This is a genomic window from Marinobacterium ramblicola (assembly GCF_019084545.1).
Classification (GTDB): Bacteria; Pseudomonadota; Gammaproteobacteria; order Pseudomonadales; family Balneatricaceae; genus Marinobacterium_D; species Marinobacterium_D ramblicola.
The window spans coordinates 119,378-135,693 of sequence record NZ_JAHREP010000004.1; the positions used below are offsets into that span (position 1 = coordinate 119,378).

The following is a 16,316-nucleotide window of genomic DNA, read 5'->3' on the forward strand; positions in this document are numbered from 1 at the left end:
AGACAACGGAAGATCGACATTCTAACAGCCCAAGGTCCGCTCAGGGAGTCCAAGACTGTGTCAGCATCAGCTCATACTCGCCGGGCATCCTTTGGGTTACTATCAGAGAAAATAAAACCACGGCCGAGGATCTGTCCGCGATGAGTTTCACGCCGGAGAAGATGGCGCCCCTTAAAGCCCGCCGTCTCGGAATCAACACCCACCACGAACCCACGCTGTACCTGCGCGAGGACAGCCCGGTCTGCCGCTCAGAAGGTTTCGAAAGCCTGTCTCGAATCACTGTTAACTGTCAGGACCGGCATATCATCGCCTCGCTGAACATCGTCTGCTCCGACCTGCTCGAACCGGACCAGGCCGGCTTTTCGGAATCCGCCTGGCAGCGGCTCGAGCTCAAACCCAACGCCGAGATCTGGCTCTCCCACCCACGACCGGTACAGTCACTCTCCTACGTGCGCGCCAAGGTGTATGGACATGAGCTGGATGAGCTGCAGCTGCAGAGCATCATCAACGACATCGTTGAGGGGCGCTACGCCGATGTGCACCTGGCCGCGTTCATCACCGCCTGCGGCGACGATGCGCTCAGCGATCACGAGATCACCGCACTCACCGAGGCGATGGTCAAGGCCGGCAGCCGTATCGACTGGGGCCTGGAACAGGTGCTCGACAAGCACTGTGTCGGCGGGCTGCCCGGCAACCGCACGACCCCCATCGTGGTATCGATTCTGACCGCCTGCGGACTGGTCGTCCCCAAGACCTCCTCACGCGCGATCACCTCACCGGCCGGAACCGCCGACACCATGGAGACCCTGACCGACGTCAGCCTGACGCTGGAGCAGATGCGCGACGTGGTCAACCGGGAAAACGGCTGTCTGGCCTGGGGCGGCTCGGTGCGCCTGAGCCCGGCGGATGACCTGCTGATCCAGGTGGAGCGGGCGCTGGATATCGACAGCGAAGGCCAGCTGATCGCCTCCGTGCTGTCGAAAAAGCTGGCAGCCGGCGCGACCCACGTGCTGATCGACATTCCTGTGGGGCCCACGGCCAAGGTACGCAGCCAGGAGGCGGCGGAGAAACTCTCGCGCAGCTTCAAGACCGTGGGCGCCAACCTGGGGTTGAAGCTCGAGGTACTGCTCACCGACGGCAGCCAGCCGGTCGGGCGCGGGATCGGCCCGGCACTGGAGGCGCGGGATATCCTGGCGGTGCTGAAAAACAGGTCCGATGCACCGGCCGATCTGATGCAGCGCTCGACACTGATCGCCGGCGCCATGCTGGAGATGATCGGCATCGAGGAGCCCGGTCGAGGCCAGAGCCGCGCCCAGGCGGTGATCGACTCCGGCGAAGCCTGGGACAGGTTCCGCCGCATCTGTGAAGCTCAGGGCGGGCTGAAGAATCCACCGGTTGCCCCTTATCGCTACGCGCTGGTAGCGCCGCACGCCTGCGAAGTACTGGGTGTGGATAACCGCCAACTGGCCAAGATCGCCAAACTGGCCGGCGCCCCCGCCGACCCGGCTGCGGGTATCGAACTCCACGTCAAGATCGGCGACCGGGTGGAGCAGTACCAGCCACTGCTGACCATCCACGCCGAAAACGCCGGCGAGCTCAACTATGCCGTCGACTACCTGACCGACCATAAACTGGTCCTGACCCTGAGCTGCAACGGCAAGGAGAGCGCCTGATGCCCCCCATACTGTTCAACCTGGACTCCGATCCCGATCTATCCTCGCGCCTGCGCAGCGCACTGGAGGCAGAAGCGGGCGAGCTGGAGCAGCGCCACTTCCCCGATGGCGAGAGTTATCTGCGTGTCCACAGCGATGTCGCCTCGCGCGACTGCGTGGTGCTGTGCAACCTGTATCAGCCCGACACCAAACTGGTCCGCCTGCTGTTCCTGGCCGACACCCTGCGCGATCTCGGCGCACGCCGCATCGGGCTGATCACCCCCTACCTGCCCTATATGCGCCAGGACAAGCGTTTCCAACCGGGCGAATGTATCAGCTCACGCCCCTTTGCCAAGCTGATCTCGGGCGCGTTCGATCTTTTGGTGACCACCGATCCCCACCTGCACCGGTATACCTCGCTCGATGAGATCTATACGCTCAGGAGTCGCGTGGTACACGCCGCCCCGATGATCGCCCAATGGATCAAGCAGCATATCGAGCAACCGCTGCTGATCGGACCCGACAGCGAGAGTGAACAGTGGGTGTCGGAGGTAGCAGCGCTGGCGGGAGCACCTTTCCAGGTCTTGAGCAAGGAGCGGCATGGCGATTATGACGTCAGCGTTTCCCTGCCCGAGGTGGAGCGTTGGCAACAGCACACCCCGGTATTGGTCGACGATATCATCTCCAGCGGTCGCACCATGCTGGAGACACTGGAACATCTAGCTGAGCTGGGTATGCCAAGGGCGACCGTCATCGCCGTACATGGGCTATTTGCCGGTGACGCCTGGCAGCGCTTGCAGGCGACGGCGGACGTGGTTACCTGCGAGGCGGTGCGTCACTCAAGCAATGCCATCAGCCTCTCCTCGGCACTTGCTGGGGCGATGAGCGCGCTGCTCGATAGCGAGCCCTGATCCTCCATGGATAAGCGATTGACTGGTCGCTGCCTGCGTAAACGGGCATTATTGGAACCCGATCGATTACCCGCAGAACACAGGATCTACTATTCGATGAATGCCGTTATCGAACTGCTCAAGCAGCACCGTTCCATCCGCAAGTTCCGTCCGGACCCCATCGACCAGGAGACAGTCAACGCACTGGTCGAGGCGGGCCAATGCGCCGCCACCTCCAGCTTTATCCAGGCGTGCACCGTGATTCAGGTGGACGACCAGGATCTGCGCACCCAGCTGGCCGAATGCGCCGGCAATCAGATGTATGTGGCCACAGCACCGCGTTTCCTGGTGTTCTGCGCCGATATGCGCCGCCATCAGCTCGCCTGCCAGATGCACGGCGCGGATATGCAGTCCGGCTATACCGAGCAGTTTCTGACCGCCTCGCTCGACTGCGCCCTGTTCGCCCAGAATGTGGCCATCGCCGCCGAATCGCTCGGTTTGGGCCTGGTCTACATCGGCGGACTGCGCAACCAGATCGAGCACGTATCGAATCTGCTTGAGCTGCCCGAACTGGTCTACCCGGTATTCGGACTCTGTCTGGGCTTCCCGGCGCAGGATCCCGAGCTCAAGCCCAGACTGCCCCTGGATGTGGTATTGAAGAGGGATCGCTACGACGACAGCCAGGATCACGGCGCCATCGCCCGCTACGATGAGCAGGTACTCGAGTACTACCGAACGCGGACCGGTGGCAGCAAGGAGATGAGCTGGAGCGAACAGATATCGGGCATGCTGGTGAAGGAGGCTCGCCCACATATGCTGGCGTTTTTGCAGTCCCGTGGCTTCCTGAAAAAGTGATCACCGGCGATAGGGGTCCACGATCCGATCGATTGCGGCTCCCGCTATAGGCAGGGCATCAACTCTCGACTATGCTGGAAATGTAACCCAGTAATCAGCCGAGAGATGTGAACATCATGCCTGAACGACACATCAACTCCCTGCTCACCGAGCTCGAAAGTCGCTCACGTCGCGTCGCCAACGAGCGCTCCGTCAGTTTCAAAATCGACCACGAGGATCTGGTCCGCCTGAAAGCCCTGGCCGAGGTCTACGGCCTCAGTGTTGACGAGGTCACCGCCTGCCTGCTGCATCAGGTCCTGGCGGAGGTAGAGGAGAAAATGCCCTACCGCGCCGGCACCCGCGTCATCCGGGTTGAGGACGATGAACCCGTGTATGAGGATATCGGGCCGACCCCGCGCTACCTGGAAGCCAAGCGCCGGTTCGAACAAGAGTGCGCCTGACAAGATTGAGCTGACCACGCAAGGCGCCTGCCGACCACAGGCGCACCCCTGCCTCTTGCTGTTCCACCAACGGCGCAGGACAATTCACCTCCTCGTCAGTCTTATGCTCCAGAGGTGGTTGCTATCAATATCATCAAATCGGTTCCGACCAATATCATTACCGGCTTTCTCGGTGCCGGAAAAACCACCGCCATCAACCACCTGCTGAGCCATAAACCGGCTAGCGAGCGCTGGGCGGTGCTGGTCAACGAGTTCGGCCAGATCGGCGTCGACCAATCGCTGATCGACAACGACGACAGGGTTCAGATCCAGGAGATACCGGGCGGCTGCCTCTGCTGCGCTCGCGGCCCGCAGCTGCGAGTGGTGCTCACCCGACTGTTGCGCAGCGCACGCCCCGACCGGCTGATTATCGAACCCACAGGTCTCGGCCACCCGCTGGGCATCGTCGACCTGCTGCTCGGCCCCGATTTCGCCGGCGTGATCGATCTGCGCTCGATGATCTGCCTGATCGACCCCCGGGTACTGGAACAACCGGAGATTTTGGCGAATCCGGTGTTCGGCGATCAGATCAATCTCGCCGACATCCTGGTGCTGAACAAAGCCGATCTGTGTTCGCCTGAACAGCTAAACGAGGCACTAACCCTGTCACACAACATGTTCCCGCCCAAGCAACAGGTGCTGACAACCCGTATGGGTGAGCTCGATACTGGGCTGCTCGATAGCGTTCGCAGTACTCCGACAACCGGGGCCCGCCCACTCCTGCGCCCGAATACCTCCACCACGATGATGGAACAAGAGGCCCAAGAACCGGCCTCGGCGCCGGGACAGCCGGTGCAGTTCAAGGGTGAGATGGGGGGATTTCACAGCCAAAGCTGGCTATTTCACGCCGATGACTGTTTCGACTCGGCACGGGTGCTGGAGTTTCTGGATCACCAGCAGGATAGCCTGCGTATAAAAGCGGCCATCCGTATCGGGCACGGCTGGATCGGGTACAACAGAATGCTGAAAGATCGTTCGGTGACACAGCTGGCCTGGCGCCGGGACTCGCGTATAGAACTGCTGTCCACACAACCACTGGATATGGAGGAGCTAAGCCTTAAACTGCAGAACTGCTTGAAAAGCTGAGGAGCGCTTGGCGTTCGAGCCACAAACGCGAACCGGAGGCATAGGATGCCAGGTGGAAGTGCGAGGGGCGGACACCTGGTGCCCGCTCCTCCGTATACGGCGTTACTTACGCAACGACCGTTACGTTCTCAGCCTGAGGACCTTTCTGGCCCTGGGTTACTTCGAAAGTAACCTGCTGGTTTTCGTGCAGAGTACGACGGCCAGTGCCGTTGATTGCACGGAAGTGAACGAATACGTCAGGACCGTTTTCCTGCTGGATGAAGCCGAAGCCTTTCTCATCGTTGAACCATTTAACGGTGCCGGTTACGAGCTGTGACATGTTTTGCCTCTTTCTTTTTTCTTTCATGCCAGCCTCAGGCTGGCGACTTCAGTCCGATCGAAATCCTGTATTCCGACCTGGTTTATAACAAGTCCGGGCAACCCCGAATCCTGCTTGGCGTTGATCGACTACCCGAGTCAAACCTCGCCGTTCCGGCAACCGCGCGCAGAATTACCCGCGGCGCTGAACACTGTTGATGCAGCGCCCCAGCGCTGCATCGGGCCCTGGCTCACTCTGCCCGGACGCTCATCCCCTGCTCCCCGGACAAACGCCAGCAACCCTGAATCTGACAAGCGAGGGCTCGCACAGAAACCGGGAACGTTTGTGTCAAACGGAGAACGGCGGCCAGAATGGCCGAGAGAGGAGAGTTGGCAGTCACTTCAAAGGCCGTCGGTCCCTGACTATTGGATCGTACCGGCAATTTATGAAGCTTTGCGGTCAAAAACCCGCGAAAAATTTGTAGCATCAAACTAAATGAAACTCCGAACCAGCTTACCCGCTGGCGGGTCCGGTTTTTCGCATCCTATCCGCTTGGCCAGGTTTCTAAAACCGACCCTGACGGAATCGCCTCTAAACACGCTATCTATGCGTTTATAAGCTGCCAACCGGAGGACAACCTTTCCCGCATAATACTCCAGTTCAAACCAATTACAATGGCCATTGCCGAGGATATGCGCCCTTTTTACTATTTAATCGCCCTGCTCTTTCAGCCTACACTCTCCCGCTTGATACAACATAGTCCTGCCCGGTTGCGCCCTAGCTGTGCAATACTTGCCTTTCAAAGAACCCACCAGTCTTTGCGGGTTATCACAGGATCCGAGTATCCGCTCCTCCGCAGGAGCTCGATAACGGTATACAGGAGTGAACGGATGAAACTCAAATTCGCACACAAGATTCTTACACTCGCGCTCTTACCCCTGATTCTCCTGACCCTGCTGCTGGTATCACTGTCGATAAGCGACATGAGCACCAGCAGGTCCCTGGAGCGACTTGAGCACTTCGCACAGCTGGCGACCTATAACAGTGCCCTGGTACATGAACTGCAAAAAGAGCGTGGTACCACCAGTGGCTGGCTCGGCTCCGGCGACCAGGCCTTCGCCGACAAGCTCAACAGCCAACGTCGGTTGACCGATCAAGCGCTGAAGCGCTGGCGGGATTACCGCTTGTTACTGGAAAACAGGGAGCCCAAGATCGATGCAACACTGAAAAAGATCGACGACCAGCTGCGCCAGCTATCGACGATCCGGCGCGACGCCGACGCCCGCTCAATCGAGCTCAAAGGTGCCCTGGGGTACTACACCGGACTCAACAAGGAGCTGCTCTCCATTGCCGGGGAGCTGTCGAACATCAGTACCAGCGCCGATTTGAGCCGTACCGCCAGCGCCTTTTTCGCTTTTCTTCAGGCCAAGGAACGCGCCGGTATCGAGCGGGCAGTGCTGAGCAATACGTTTGCCGCCGACCAGTTCGCGCCTGGCATGTTCGCCCGCTTTCTGACCCTGGTATCGGAGCAGAACACCTACCTGTCTCAGTTCGATGTAACTGCGCCCCCTGCATTGAAGCAACAGTGGCGGACACTGAGCCAGCAGACAGCATTCGCGGAGGTCGAAGAACGTCGCTCCATCGCCGTAGAAAAAGCCGACCAGGGCGGTTTCGGCATCAGTGCTACCGAGTGGTTCGAGCGCGCCACGGCACGCATCGACCTGATGACGGAGATGGAGGACAGCATCGGCACCGCACTGGTAGAGCAGGCAAAAATCGACCTCGGTACAGCCCAACTCCATATGTGGATTGAGCTCGCCATGCTGATCAGTGCACTGACCCTGGTCGGCGGCTTGTCCCTGCGCATCTGTCATACGGTCAACCGTCAGGTTCGCTCACTCAGCCTCACCATGGGCAAAGTCCGCAACGACCACGACCTCAGCGTGCGTGCAGAACCGCTATCATCCGATGAGCTGGGCGATGTGGCCCTGGCGCTGAACCACACATTGGAGGGGTTTGCCTCTGCTATCCGTGAAGTGACCGATGCCAGCAGGCTGCTTAGCCAGGAAGCGCGCAATACCCGTCAGACCGTCCAGCAGACCGAAAACAGTCTTAAGGTACAGAGTGCCGAAACGGTGCAGGTTGCCGCGGCCATCGAAGAGGTTTCAACCGCCATTGCCGATGTCGCGGACAGCACCTCCAACGCATCCGATGTGGCTCGTTCGGCAAATGAGCTTGCCGCGGTCGGACATAACCGAATGAAATCAGCCTTCGGCGCGATTCAGCAACTGGGCGAGGATATCGCCCGTGTCAGCGACATTACCGCCGAGCTACGCGGCAGCAGCGACACCATCTCCCAGGTGATCGACGTGATTAACGCCATCTCCGAACAGACCAACCTGCTGGCCCTGAACGCGGCGATAGAGGCCGCGCGGGCCGGCGAGCAGGGCCGCGGTTTCTCGGTTGTGGCGGATGAGGTGCGTACCCTGGCCCAGAAGACTCATGCGTCCACGGCGCAGATCGAGGAGATCATCAAGGGCCTGCAGGCACAGACCGAGGATGCCAGCCGTTTGATGGAGGAGAACCGGCGCGACATGGCATCGACCACCGAACAGATCCGGGATGTCAGCGAGGCGCTGGACAACATTGTAAACGCCGTGGACAACATCACCTCGCTATCGACCCAGATAGCGGCCGCCGCAGAGGAAGAGTCGGCGGCCATGAACGATATCGGCCGCAGCATCGCGACCATCGATGACAGCGCCGAGACGATCAGCCAGCACGCGCGGGACCTGAGTCTCCAAGCCGAACAGCAAGCCGCAATGGCCGAACAGCTCGAGCAGCTGATCAGCCGCTTTCGCGTTTAAACCCGCCGCGCTTTGCGCGCGGATGCCTTGCCCGGTTGCCGCCCCTTGCCGCCAGCGCGAGGAGCGGGACCGCCCTTGCCCATGTCAGACCGACCTGCCTGAGACTTACCGGATACCGACCCGCCCTTAGCAGGCGGCTTACGCCCCTTGTGCTGCCTCGGCTCGGCTGTTTCACGCGGCGGCAACCCGGTATGCTGGGTCAGCAGCTTACCCTTGCCGGCACGGGAGGAGCTCTGTGAATTCTTGCGTCGCGGCGCTACATAACCCTCAGTCGGCTGATGCTCCGGGATCAGTTGATGCTCACCCGACCCGATCAGATCCGCCCGCCCCATCTCCTTCAGCGCCTCACGCAGCAGCGGCCAGTTGTCCGGATCGTGCCAACGCAGGAACGCCTTGTGCAGACGCCGCTGGCGCTCACCCTTGACCGTTTCCACCCGCTCCGTACTCTTCTTGTAGCTGAGTCGACGCAAGGGGTTGCGACCACTGTGGTACATCGCCGTCGCCGTCGCCATCGGCGAGGGATAGAACGCCTGCACCTGGTCCGCCTTGAAGCCATTGCGCTTGAGCCAGAGCGCCAGGTTCATCATATCTTCGTCGGTGGTGCCGGGATGGGCGGCAATAAAGTAGGGAATCAGGAACTGATCCTTGCCCGCTTCCGCCGAGAAGCGCTCGAACATCTTCTTGAACGCGTCATAGGTACCGATGCCCGGCTTCATCATCTTGTCCAGCGGCCCGCGCTCGGTGTGTTCCGGTGCAATCTTCAGATAACCGCCGACATGGTGCGTGACCAGTTCACGCACGTACTCCGGATCCTCCACCGCCAGGTCGTAACGCAACCCCGAGGCGATCAGTATCTTTTTCACCCCCTTGAGTTTGCGCGCTTCACGATAGAGCCGGGTCAACGCGGCATGGTCGGTATTCAGGTTATGACAGATACCGGGATAGACGCAGGAGGGCTTGCGGCAAGCCGCCTCGATCTCCCGGCTTTTACACGCCAACCGGTACATGTTCGCGGTCGGCCCGCCCAGATCGGAGATAACGCCGGTAAAGCCCGGCACCTTGTCCCGAATCTCCTCGATCTCGCGAATGATCGAGTCCTGGGAACGGTTCTGGATGATCCTCCCCTCGTGCTCGGTGATCGAGCAGAAGGTACAGCCGCCGAAACAGCCGCGCATGATGTTGACCGAGAAACGGATCATCTTGTATGCCGGAATCTCCTGCTTGCCATAGGCCGGGTGCGGCACCCGGGCATAGGGCAGGTCGAAGACGTAGTCCATCTCCTCCATGCTCAGCGGAATCGGCGGCGGGTTAAGCCAGACCTCCTGATCGCCGTGCAGCTGCACCAGCGCGCGGGCGTTGCCCGGATTGGTTTCCAGATGCAGCACCCGGCTGGCATGGGCGTAGAGCACCGGATCCCGGCTCACCTTCTCGTACGACGGGATACGGATCACGGTACGACTGCGGTCCAGCCGCTGTCGCGGACCGGGCTCGATATGCAGAATCTGTACTTCATCTTCAATCTGGGGCTCGCCTGCACTCTCGCGCTCGAGCTCACAGGCGGCCAGATCGCGGGTGTTGACGTAGGGGTTGATGATCTTGTCGACCTTGCCGGGACGGTCGATGCGGGTGGAGTCGATCTCCATCCACCCCTCCGGGGTATCGCGACGCACAAACGCGGTACCGCGAATATCGGTGATCTGATCGATTGGTTCGCCAGAGGCCAGCCGGTGGGACAACTCAACCACGGCACGTTCGGCATTGCCATAGAGCAGTAGATCCGCCCTGGCATCGAGCAGGATCGAGCGCCGAACCTTGTCCTGCCAGTAGTCGTAGTGGGCGATGCGACGCAGCGAGGCCTCGATACCACCCAGTACGATCGGCACCTCCCGGTACGCTTCCCGACAGCGCTGACTGTACACCAGGCTTGCGCGATCGGGGCGTTTGCCCGCCAAGCCGCCCGGAGTATAGGCATCGTCCGAGCGCTTTTTACGGTCCGCCGTGTAGCGGTTGATCATCGAGTCCATGTTGCCGGCGGCAACGCCGAAAAACAGCCGGGGCCTGCCCAGGGCACGGAAGCCATCGGCGCTGTGCCAGTCGGGCTGGGCGATGATGCCGACCCGAAAGCCCTGGGCCTCCAGCAGGCGGCCGATGATCGCCATGCCGAACGACGGGTGGTCCACATAGGCATCGCCGGTGACGATGATGATATCGCAGGCATCCCAACCCAAAACATCCATCTCCTTGCGCGACATGGGCAGGAACGGAGCGGGTGATTGTCCAGCCGGCATGGAAGCGAGCTGCTGAATGGGTAACGGGGTCTGCATAGGGATTAACCGGTTAAATAGCGGAGGGCTGGACGCAGTATACCTCAGAGGCCAGCAACTTCCGACCTTACCGCTGGGTTATTCATTGGCGCAAGGGCGACAGCCAGGCTACGCCCAGCTGCATCATCTGTCGCTCTATCCAGTGGCTGCGCTCGAGCACGTAACGACCGGGCGGTTCGGCGCGGTACTGCCAGGGGTTGGGCAAAATCGCCGCCAGACGCGCGGCTTGCGAGGGCGTCAGCTGCGATAACGGTCGCTTGAACCAGTACTCACTTGCTGCCGCCACCCCGTACACACCGGGGCCGAACTCGACGATGTTGAGGTATACCTCGAGGATACGCTCCTTCCCCCACATCAGCTCCAGCAGCAGCGCCAATGGCAATTCCAACCCCTTGCGCAGCCAGTCTCGCCCCGGCCAGAGCAGCAGGTTTTTCGCGGTCTGCTGGGTCAGGGTGCTGGCGCCACGCAAGCGATCCCCCGCCATGGCATCCTCCAGCGCCTGACTGATCGCCCGGGTATCGACACCGGCGTGAAGCGGAAAACGCTGATCCTCGGACGCAATGACGGCAAGCTGCACCGAGCGCGGTATTTTATCCAGTGCCCGCCACTGATGCCGAACCTCGGCGGGATATCCCTCTGGCGGGTTCAGTAAGCGGTGCAACTGCCAACTCCATATCGGCGGATCAACGAAGCGCAGAATCAGCAGTAGCGACAGCAGAGCGCCAAACCCGCCCAGCAGTAGCCAGAGGCACCATGCCCGCAATCGTGCAAAGAACCCTCTCCGCTTCTTGCGCGCATTTCTGCTTTTTAACCCTAACGTCAAATCTAACCTCTACCCTAATCCGCACCGGCGCCTGGCCCAGATGCTTTTCTTAACCTCAAATGTCCCCTCAGCCGCCTGCGCGGCATTTTACCGGGCTTCGGTCCGATGCCGCCAATCAGTTTATTCATATTGCTTCCACTAGCGGCGTATTGGTAAAGACGCTTAAGCAGATAATCCCGGCTGTCACGTCAACCCTCCTTGGCATAACGCTGTTCGATCATTGCCGCCAACGTCAGCAACGCCTCTTCGGTCTGTCCATCCAGCCCATTGATAAAGTTAAGCCGCATACAGTTGCGATACTTGCCCGAGGCGGAAAACAGAACCCCAGGGGCGATGCGAAACAGCTTGTCGCTCAGCTCGCGATTGAGTTCGACACAATCAACCTCCTGACCGAACTCAAGCCAGAGCAGATAGCCGCCCTGTGGATAACTGATACGCATCCCCGCCGGGAAGTGTTGCTCCAGCCAATTCACCATCAGGTCGCGGTTACGCTGATACTGTGCCCTCATCTTGCGCAGATGACGCTCATACCCTCCTTCGGCGATAAACTGCGCCACAGCCAGTTGCGACAGGGTACTGGATGCCGCCGTGGAGACGAACTTGTTATGTATCACCTCGCTGCGATAGCGTCCCGGCGCGATCCAGCCCAACCTCAGTCCTGGTGCCAGGGTTTTCGAGAAGGAACTGCACAGCAGCACCCGGCCATCGGCATCAAAGGCTTTGATCGTGCGCGGCCTCGGCCATGCATAGGAAAGATCGCCATAGATATCATCTTCGATGATGGCGATATCGAAACGCTGCGCCAGCAACAAGAGTGCCCGCTTACGCGATTCCGGCATGGTATAGCCAAGGGGATTGTTGCAGGTCGGCGTCACCACCACCGCCTTGATCGGCCACTGCTCCAGCGCCAGCTCCAGCGCTTCCAAACTGAGACCGGTTTCGGCGTGGGTGGGAATCTCCATCACCCTGAGATCATTCGCCTTGATCGCCTGCATCGCGCCGTAGAAACAGGGTGAATCCACCGCCACCACATCGCCCGGCTCCGTCACCGCACGAAGTGCACAGAACAGCGCTTCCTGGCAGCCGGTGGTGATAATCAGTTCATCAGGATCCAGCTGACAGCCAGAGTGGTTGCCCAGCCTGGCCACCTGAGTACGCAGTTCTTCGGTCCCCTTCAGGCTGTCGTACTCCAGGCCACGCATATCGCTGCGGCGCGCCTGCATTGACCAAAGTTTCAACAAAGGCTTGAGTGTCGGACCGGTAAAGTCGGGCATGGCATGACCGAGGGAAAATACCTTGGAAGGCGTTTCAGCGCCCAGCATATGGAGTACATCCTCCCATTTGGACACCTCGACCGGGCGTCGCACAGGCCGACCAACCCGCGGCAGATCCGGAGCCGAACAGCGCACTCGGGCAAAATAGCCCGATTTGGGTCTGGACTCGACGAGTCCAGCATCTTCAAGCTGGCGGTATGCCTCCTGCACTGTGGTCACACTGACACCGTGCTCACGGACCAGCGTACGGATGGAGGGCATGCGGTCACCGCCGGCATATAACCCCTGCTCAATAGACCGTTGCAGATACTCCGCCAGCTCTTCATACAGTTTCATATCTAGATCCAAGCAATAAAAAAACAGTACAGATACCAATTGGTCGACAAATACAGCTTTAAAAACCACCCATCTGTACATCTAAAATATCATAAATCTGAATCTGTATACCTAAATACTTTCTCCTTACTCTGTTGTTTCAACCCTGATCATCTCAAGGAGAACGCCATGTCGATATTGAATAGCCTGCGCCGGCTCTACCGGCACTATCGCTACCTGAAGCAGCGTCAGGCCCAGCGCCGCCGACTACTCCAACTGGAAAACCATATGCTCAAGGATATGGGGCTGTCACTGGTCGACGCCCATCGCGAAGGACGCAAACATTTCTGGCAGCCCTGAGGTAAAGTGCGATAGTCAACAATCACCACTCAATAAAAAAGACTTCCGCCCGATACAGGTTTAAAATTGACCATCAAAATCAATAACCTCATCGGAGTCGGGAGATGTCGAAGCGTTGGCTGCCTGTCATAGTTCCACTGTTTACGCTAAGCCTGTGGCTCGCAAACCCGGCAGTCGCCGATAAACTCAGGATCGCTACCGAGGGCACCTACCCTCCATTCAGCTACGTCAACGACTCAGGAGAACTGACGGGCTTCGATGTTGATATCGCCTACGCCCTATGCGAAGTACTGGCACGCGACTGCGAAGTGGAAGCCGTGCTCTGGACCGAGTTGCTCGACAGACTGGAAGCGGGCGAGTACGACATGATCGTCGCCAGCATGGCCAACACCGAGGAGCGTGCAAAACGGGTGGACTTCACCGACTACTACTACCGATCCCACTCGATATTCGCGGGCCGCGCCGACATCAAAGACACCTCCCCCGAAGATCTGGCGGGCAAGACGCTGGCTGCCGGACGCGATACCATCCAGGCCGACTTCCTGGCCCAACACTACCCCGACAGCCATATTCTGCTGACCGACAACCTGCCGCAGGCCTTTCAGATGCTACTGGATGGCCAGGTCGACCTGATGCTGTCCGATACCACCAACCTGCTCGATCTCCTGCAACGTCCCGAGGCGGAGGGATTTGACTTTGTCGGTGAGCCGATCTCCTCCCCGGATCTGCAGAGCAAGGCTCACATCGCAGTCGGCAAGGGTGACAACGAACTGCGCCGTGCTCTCAACATGGCGCTGGAAAAGCTGCGACTGAACGGCATCTACGACCGCATCAATCGCAAATATTTCCCATTCAGCATCTACTGAGGCACGACATGCGGCCGAAGAGGAGTGGCGCGGCGCACCGTATAGCTCGGTTCAGTCTCGCCAGAACCATGCAGTTGGCCGTGCTGACGCTGCTGCTCCTTCTCGGCCTGACCGTATGGATCTCCATGCCGCTGCTTGACGGCATAGTGGAGAAGGCACGGCAAACCAGTGAAGAGCAGCTACCGCAGATCAACCGCTGGCGCCACAACGGCGAGCGGGCGGAGCTGCTGCACAGCTACATCAACACCCTCTTCTGGACCGAAGATCCCGCGGTCTCCCGTTCAACCCGGCTTCAAGCACAGGTACTGGTACACAGCTTTGCGTTTGAAGCGGATCCAGCGATCAAGGAGCAGGCGGACAGGGTGATGACGTCGATTCTGGCGCTGCTCAAGATACGAGCGCAGCAACAGCAGATTCAGCGGACGCTCGGCGACATTGCGCAGATGGAACGACAGATATCCGAGCAGATAGAACCCCTCACTAACATCGATGCCTTCGCGGCAGCCGAACTCTACAAGCTGAACCACGAACTCATACGCCTCTCGACCGCCACTGCCTCCACTTCGATACACAACTCGAACTGGGGTCAACTGGCGCATGAACTCCGAAAGGTCGATCCGGCCCTGTCTAAACTCTCTGCGCAATTGCCCCTCCAGGGCGATACCATTCTTCGCTATCGCGGCCTGCTGCTGCAGCAACTGATCATACTCGAACAGATGCAGACACTGATCGCCGAATCCAACGCCATCCACGCCCAAGCCCTCTCGGCGCAACAGCAGCTATCGGGCATGCTCAACAGCGATGCGGCCCTCAAGACCCAGCAGCTTGCCGAGCGTGTCGAAAAGGATGCGCGCCAGGTTCGCAGCTACACTTTTCTGCTACTGTCACTGTTTGCATTGATGGTCGGCGGCCTGCTGATCGGGTTCCATCTCCTCGTACTGAGACCGATCCTGCAGGCAACCCATGCCCTTGAACAGGTCAGTCGGGGGGAGCCGCTGTCGAAGAAACCCGCAAGAACGCTGTTTTCCGAGCTCAACGCCATCGCCCAGAGCGTGCAACGCTATGCCGAGATGACACTGGAGCTACACAGCACCAACGCCGAGCTGCGCCAGTTGTCGCAGATCGACGGTCTGACTGGCCTCGGCAATCGTCTGCGTTTCGACCGTGCGCTGCAGAGCGAGTACGACCGCGCTTGCCGACATGGCCACGCCCTCTGCCTGATACTGTTCGACCTTGATCATTTCAAGCAGATCAACGACGAACATGGCCACCTGTTCGGTGACCAGTGTCTGCAGGCGTTTGCCCAGTTGTTGAAACAATATAGCCAACGCTCGGGAGAGGTATCCGCACGCTACGGCGGCGAGGAGTTTGTGCTGATTCTGCCCGAGGTTGGCCTGGAGGTTGCCCAGCGCATTGCCGAACAGGTACGCAGCGACTGCACCAATCTCGAGCTGCACAGCGAAGGCGGGGCCACAGTGCACCTCTCCACCAGCGCGGGGTTGATCCACCTGCAGAACGCCCGATTATCCAGTCCGGAAGCGCTGTTGCGCGAGGCTGACGCCGCGCTCTATCGTGCCAAGCAGCAAGGCCGCAACCGGGTTGTAACAGTCACCAACACCCCCGGTATTCAGCTGTGCGGCGAATGCTGAGCCCGACTAAGAAGCGAGGGGCCATTCCTTGTCCCCTCACCCTATGGGCTTGATCAGTTGAGCGACTTCAGAAACGCAATCAGGTAATCCTGCTCGACCGGGTCGGATACCGACACGTGACGCATGCGAGTCCCCGGTACCAACCCTTCGTTATCCACAACCCATTTGCGCAGATTGTCCTCGGTCCAGGTCAGGCCCGAGTTTTTCAACGCATCGGAGTAGGCAAAGCGCGGCACCGAACCCGCCTCACGACCGACGACGCCGTGCAGATCTGGCCCGAACCCGTTCTTCGCCGAATCCAGTGTGTGACAGGCTTCACACTGGTGGAACACCGCCCGACCGGCCGCCACCATCGCGTCCTGCTCGCTGTCGTCGGCCAACGCGAGCGGCGACGCGATCAACGCACCCAATGAAACGGCTGCTATCCATCGACTGTTCATGAGCTATACCTCGGAAAGTTATTAACGGATAGGTCAACTATATTCCGCAGTGCAGCATGAGCACCTTAGTACTTCAGTACTGTTTGCCGGGGCAGGTTGATATAGATCAAGTCGAGACGGAGCGATTGGGCTTGCCAA

At 59.6% G+C, this 16,316-nt stretch carries 14 protein-coding genes; 9 read left to right on the forward strand and 5 right to left on the reverse strand.

Annotated elements, in window-relative coordinates:
- Positions 1-140: 140 nt before the first annotated feature.
- From KQ940_RS04190 to KQ940_RS04210, 5 genes are all read left to right on the forward strand, one after another.
- Positions 141-1,673 carry a thymidine phosphorylase family protein gene (locus KQ940_RS04190; protein WP_217412026.1) on the forward strand — a complete coding sequence of 511 codons (1,533 nt, stop codon included), beginning with the start codon at positions 141-143 and terminating at the stop codon, positions 1,671-1,673.
- Positions 1,673-2,563: a ribose-phosphate pyrophosphokinase gene (locus tag KQ940_RS04195; RefSeq protein WP_217412028.1), complete on the forward strand. Its 891-nt coding sequence runs from the start codon at positions 1,673-1,675 to the stop codon at positions 2,561-2,563. The genes KQ940_RS04190 and KQ940_RS04195 overlap by 1 nt, the downstream gene beginning before the upstream one ends.
- A gap of 96 nt (positions 2,564-2,659) precedes the next feature.
- A complete protein-coding gene (gene nfsA / locus KQ940_RS04200) occupies positions 2,660-3,397 on the forward strand; it encodes an oxygen-insensitive NADPH nitroreductase (RefSeq protein ID WP_217412030.1) in 738 nt (245 codons plus the stop codon).
- A gap of 116 nt (positions 3,398-3,513) precedes the next feature.
- A complete protein-coding gene (locus KQ940_RS04205) occupies positions 3,514-3,837 on the forward strand; it encodes a hypothetical protein (protein ID WP_217412032.1) in 324 nt (107 codons plus the stop codon).
- 114 nt (positions 3,838-3,951) lie between these two features.
- Entirely contained in the window at positions 3,952-4,962 is a 1,011-nt protein-coding gene (locus KQ940_RS04210) for a CobW family GTP-binding protein (protein WP_343222611.1), read from the forward strand.
- 106 nt (positions 4,963-5,068) lie between these two features.
- Here the strand turns inward: KQ940_RS04210 and KQ940_RS04215 are convergent, their stop codons facing one another.
- A complete protein-coding gene (locus tag KQ940_RS04215) occupies positions 5,069-5,281 on the reverse strand; it encodes a cold-shock protein (protein ID WP_010325086.1) in 213 nt (70 codons plus the stop codon).
- Positions 5,282-6,150: 869 nt separating this feature from the next.
- Between KQ940_RS04215 and KQ940_RS04220 the strand changes: the two genes are divergently transcribed.
- Positions 6,151-8,127: a methyl-accepting chemotaxis protein gene (locus KQ940_RS04220; protein ID WP_217412034.1), complete on the forward strand. Its 1,977-nt coding sequence runs from the start codon at positions 6,151-6,153 to the stop codon at positions 8,125-8,127.
- Here the strand turns inward: KQ940_RS04220 and KQ940_RS04225 are convergent.
- The 3 genes from KQ940_RS04225 to KQ940_RS04235 all read right to left on the reverse strand — a co-directional run bounded on the left by KQ940_RS04225 (position 8,124) and on the right by KQ940_RS04235 (position 12,884).
- Positions 8,124-10,451: a YgiQ family radical SAM protein gene (locus tag KQ940_RS04225; protein ID WP_246589706.1), complete on the reverse strand. Its 2,328-nt coding sequence runs from the start codon at positions 10,449-10,451 to the stop codon at positions 8,124-8,126. The genes KQ940_RS04220 and KQ940_RS04225 overlap by 4 nt on opposite strands.
- Positions 10,452-10,533: 82 nt before the next feature.
- Positions 10,534-11,214 carry a monofunctional biosynthetic peptidoglycan transglycosylase gene (mtgA, locus tag KQ940_RS04230; RefSeq protein ID WP_217412036.1) on the reverse strand — a complete coding sequence of 227 codons (681 nt, stop codon included), beginning with the start codon at positions 11,212-11,214 and terminating at the stop codon, positions 10,534-10,536.
- Positions 11,215-11,462: 248 nt separating this feature from the next.
- Positions 11,463-12,884, reverse strand: coding sequence for an aminotransferase-like domain-containing protein (locus KQ940_RS04235; RefSeq protein WP_217412038.1), 1,422 nt, complete (start codon positions 12,882-12,884; stop codon positions 11,463-11,465).
- Between the two features lie 168 nt (positions 12,885-13,052).
- Between KQ940_RS04235 and KQ940_RS04240 the strand changes: the two genes are divergently transcribed.
- From KQ940_RS04240 to KQ940_RS04250, 3 genes are all read left to right on the forward strand, one after another.
- The gene (locus tag KQ940_RS04240; protein WP_217412040.1) at positions 13,053-13,223 is read left to right on the forward strand and encodes a DUF1127 domain-containing protein; all 171 of its coding nucleotides are present in this window, start codon (positions 13,053-13,055) and stop codon (positions 13,221-13,223) included.
- Positions 13,224-13,327: 104 nt separating this feature from the next.
- Positions 13,328-14,089: a transporter substrate-binding domain-containing protein gene (locus KQ940_RS04245; protein ID WP_217412042.1), complete on the forward strand. Its 762-nt coding sequence runs from the start codon at positions 13,328-13,330 to the stop codon at positions 14,087-14,089.
- Positions 14,090-14,097: 8 nt separating this feature from the next.
- Positions 14,098-15,738: a GGDEF domain-containing protein gene (locus KQ940_RS04250; protein ID WP_217412044.1), complete on the forward strand. Its 1,641-nt coding sequence runs from the start codon at positions 14,098-14,100 to the stop codon at positions 15,736-15,738.
- A 53-nt stretch (positions 15,739-15,791) separates the two neighbouring features.
- Here the strand turns inward: KQ940_RS04250 and KQ940_RS04255 are convergent, their stop codons facing one another.
- On the reverse strand, positions 15,792-16,178 hold the full coding sequence (locus KQ940_RS04255) for a c-type cytochrome (RefSeq protein WP_217412046.1): 387 nt from the start codon (positions 16,176-16,178) through the stop codon (positions 15,792-15,794).
- Positions 16,179-16,316 lie beyond the last annotated feature (138 nt).

What these genes read in the sequence shown, in the direction of transcription:
- KQ940_RS04220 (WP_217412034.1), top strand. Translation starts at nt 6,151, where the DNA reads ATGAAACTCAAATTCGCACACAAGATTCTTACACTCGCGCTCTTACCC.
- KQ940_RS04245 (WP_217412042.1), top strand. Translation starts at nt 13,328, where the DNA reads ATGTCGAAGCGTTGGCTGCCTGTCATAGTTCCACTGTTTACGCTAAGC.
- KQ940_RS04250 (WP_217412044.1), top strand. Translation starts at nt 14,098, where the DNA reads ATGCGGCCGAAGAGGAGTGGCGCGGCGCACCGTATAGCTCGGTTCAGT.
- KQ940_RS04235 (WP_217412038.1), bottom strand. Translation starts at nt 12,884, where the DNA reads ATGAAACTGTATGAAGAGCTGGCGGAGTATCTGCAACGGTCTATTGAG.
- KQ940_RS04255 (WP_217412046.1), bottom strand. Translation starts at nt 16,178, where the DNA reads ATGAACAGTCGATGGATAGCAGCCGTTTCATTGGGTGCGTTGATCGCG.
- KQ940_RS04205 (WP_217412032.1), top strand. Translation starts at nt 3,514, where the DNA reads ATGCCTGAACGACACATCAACTCCCTGCTCACCGAGCTCGAAAGTCGC.
- KQ940_RS04190 (WP_217412026.1), top strand. Translation starts at nt 141, where the DNA reads ATGAGTTTCACGCCGGAGAAGATGGCGCCCCTTAAAGCCCGCCGTCTC.
- nfsA (WP_217412030.1), top strand. Translation starts at nt 2,660, where the DNA reads ATGAATGCCGTTATCGAACTGCTCAAGCAGCACCGTTCCATCCGCAAG.
- KQ940_RS04195 (WP_217412028.1), top strand. Translation starts at nt 1,673, where the DNA reads ATGCCCCCCATACTGTTCAACCTGGACTCCGATCCCGATCTATCCTCG.
- KQ940_RS04240 (WP_217412040.1), top strand. Translation starts at nt 13,053, where the DNA reads ATGTCGATATTGAATAGCCTGCGCCGGCTCTACCGGCACTATCGCTAC.
- KQ940_RS04225 (WP_246589706.1), bottom strand. Translation starts at nt 10,451, where the DNA reads ATGCAGACCCCGTTACCCATTCAGCAGCTCGCTTCCATGCCGGCTGGA.
- KQ940_RS04215 (WP_010325086.1), bottom strand. Translation starts at nt 5,281, where the DNA reads ATGTCACAGCTCGTAACCGGCACCGTTAAATGGTTCAACGATGAGAAA.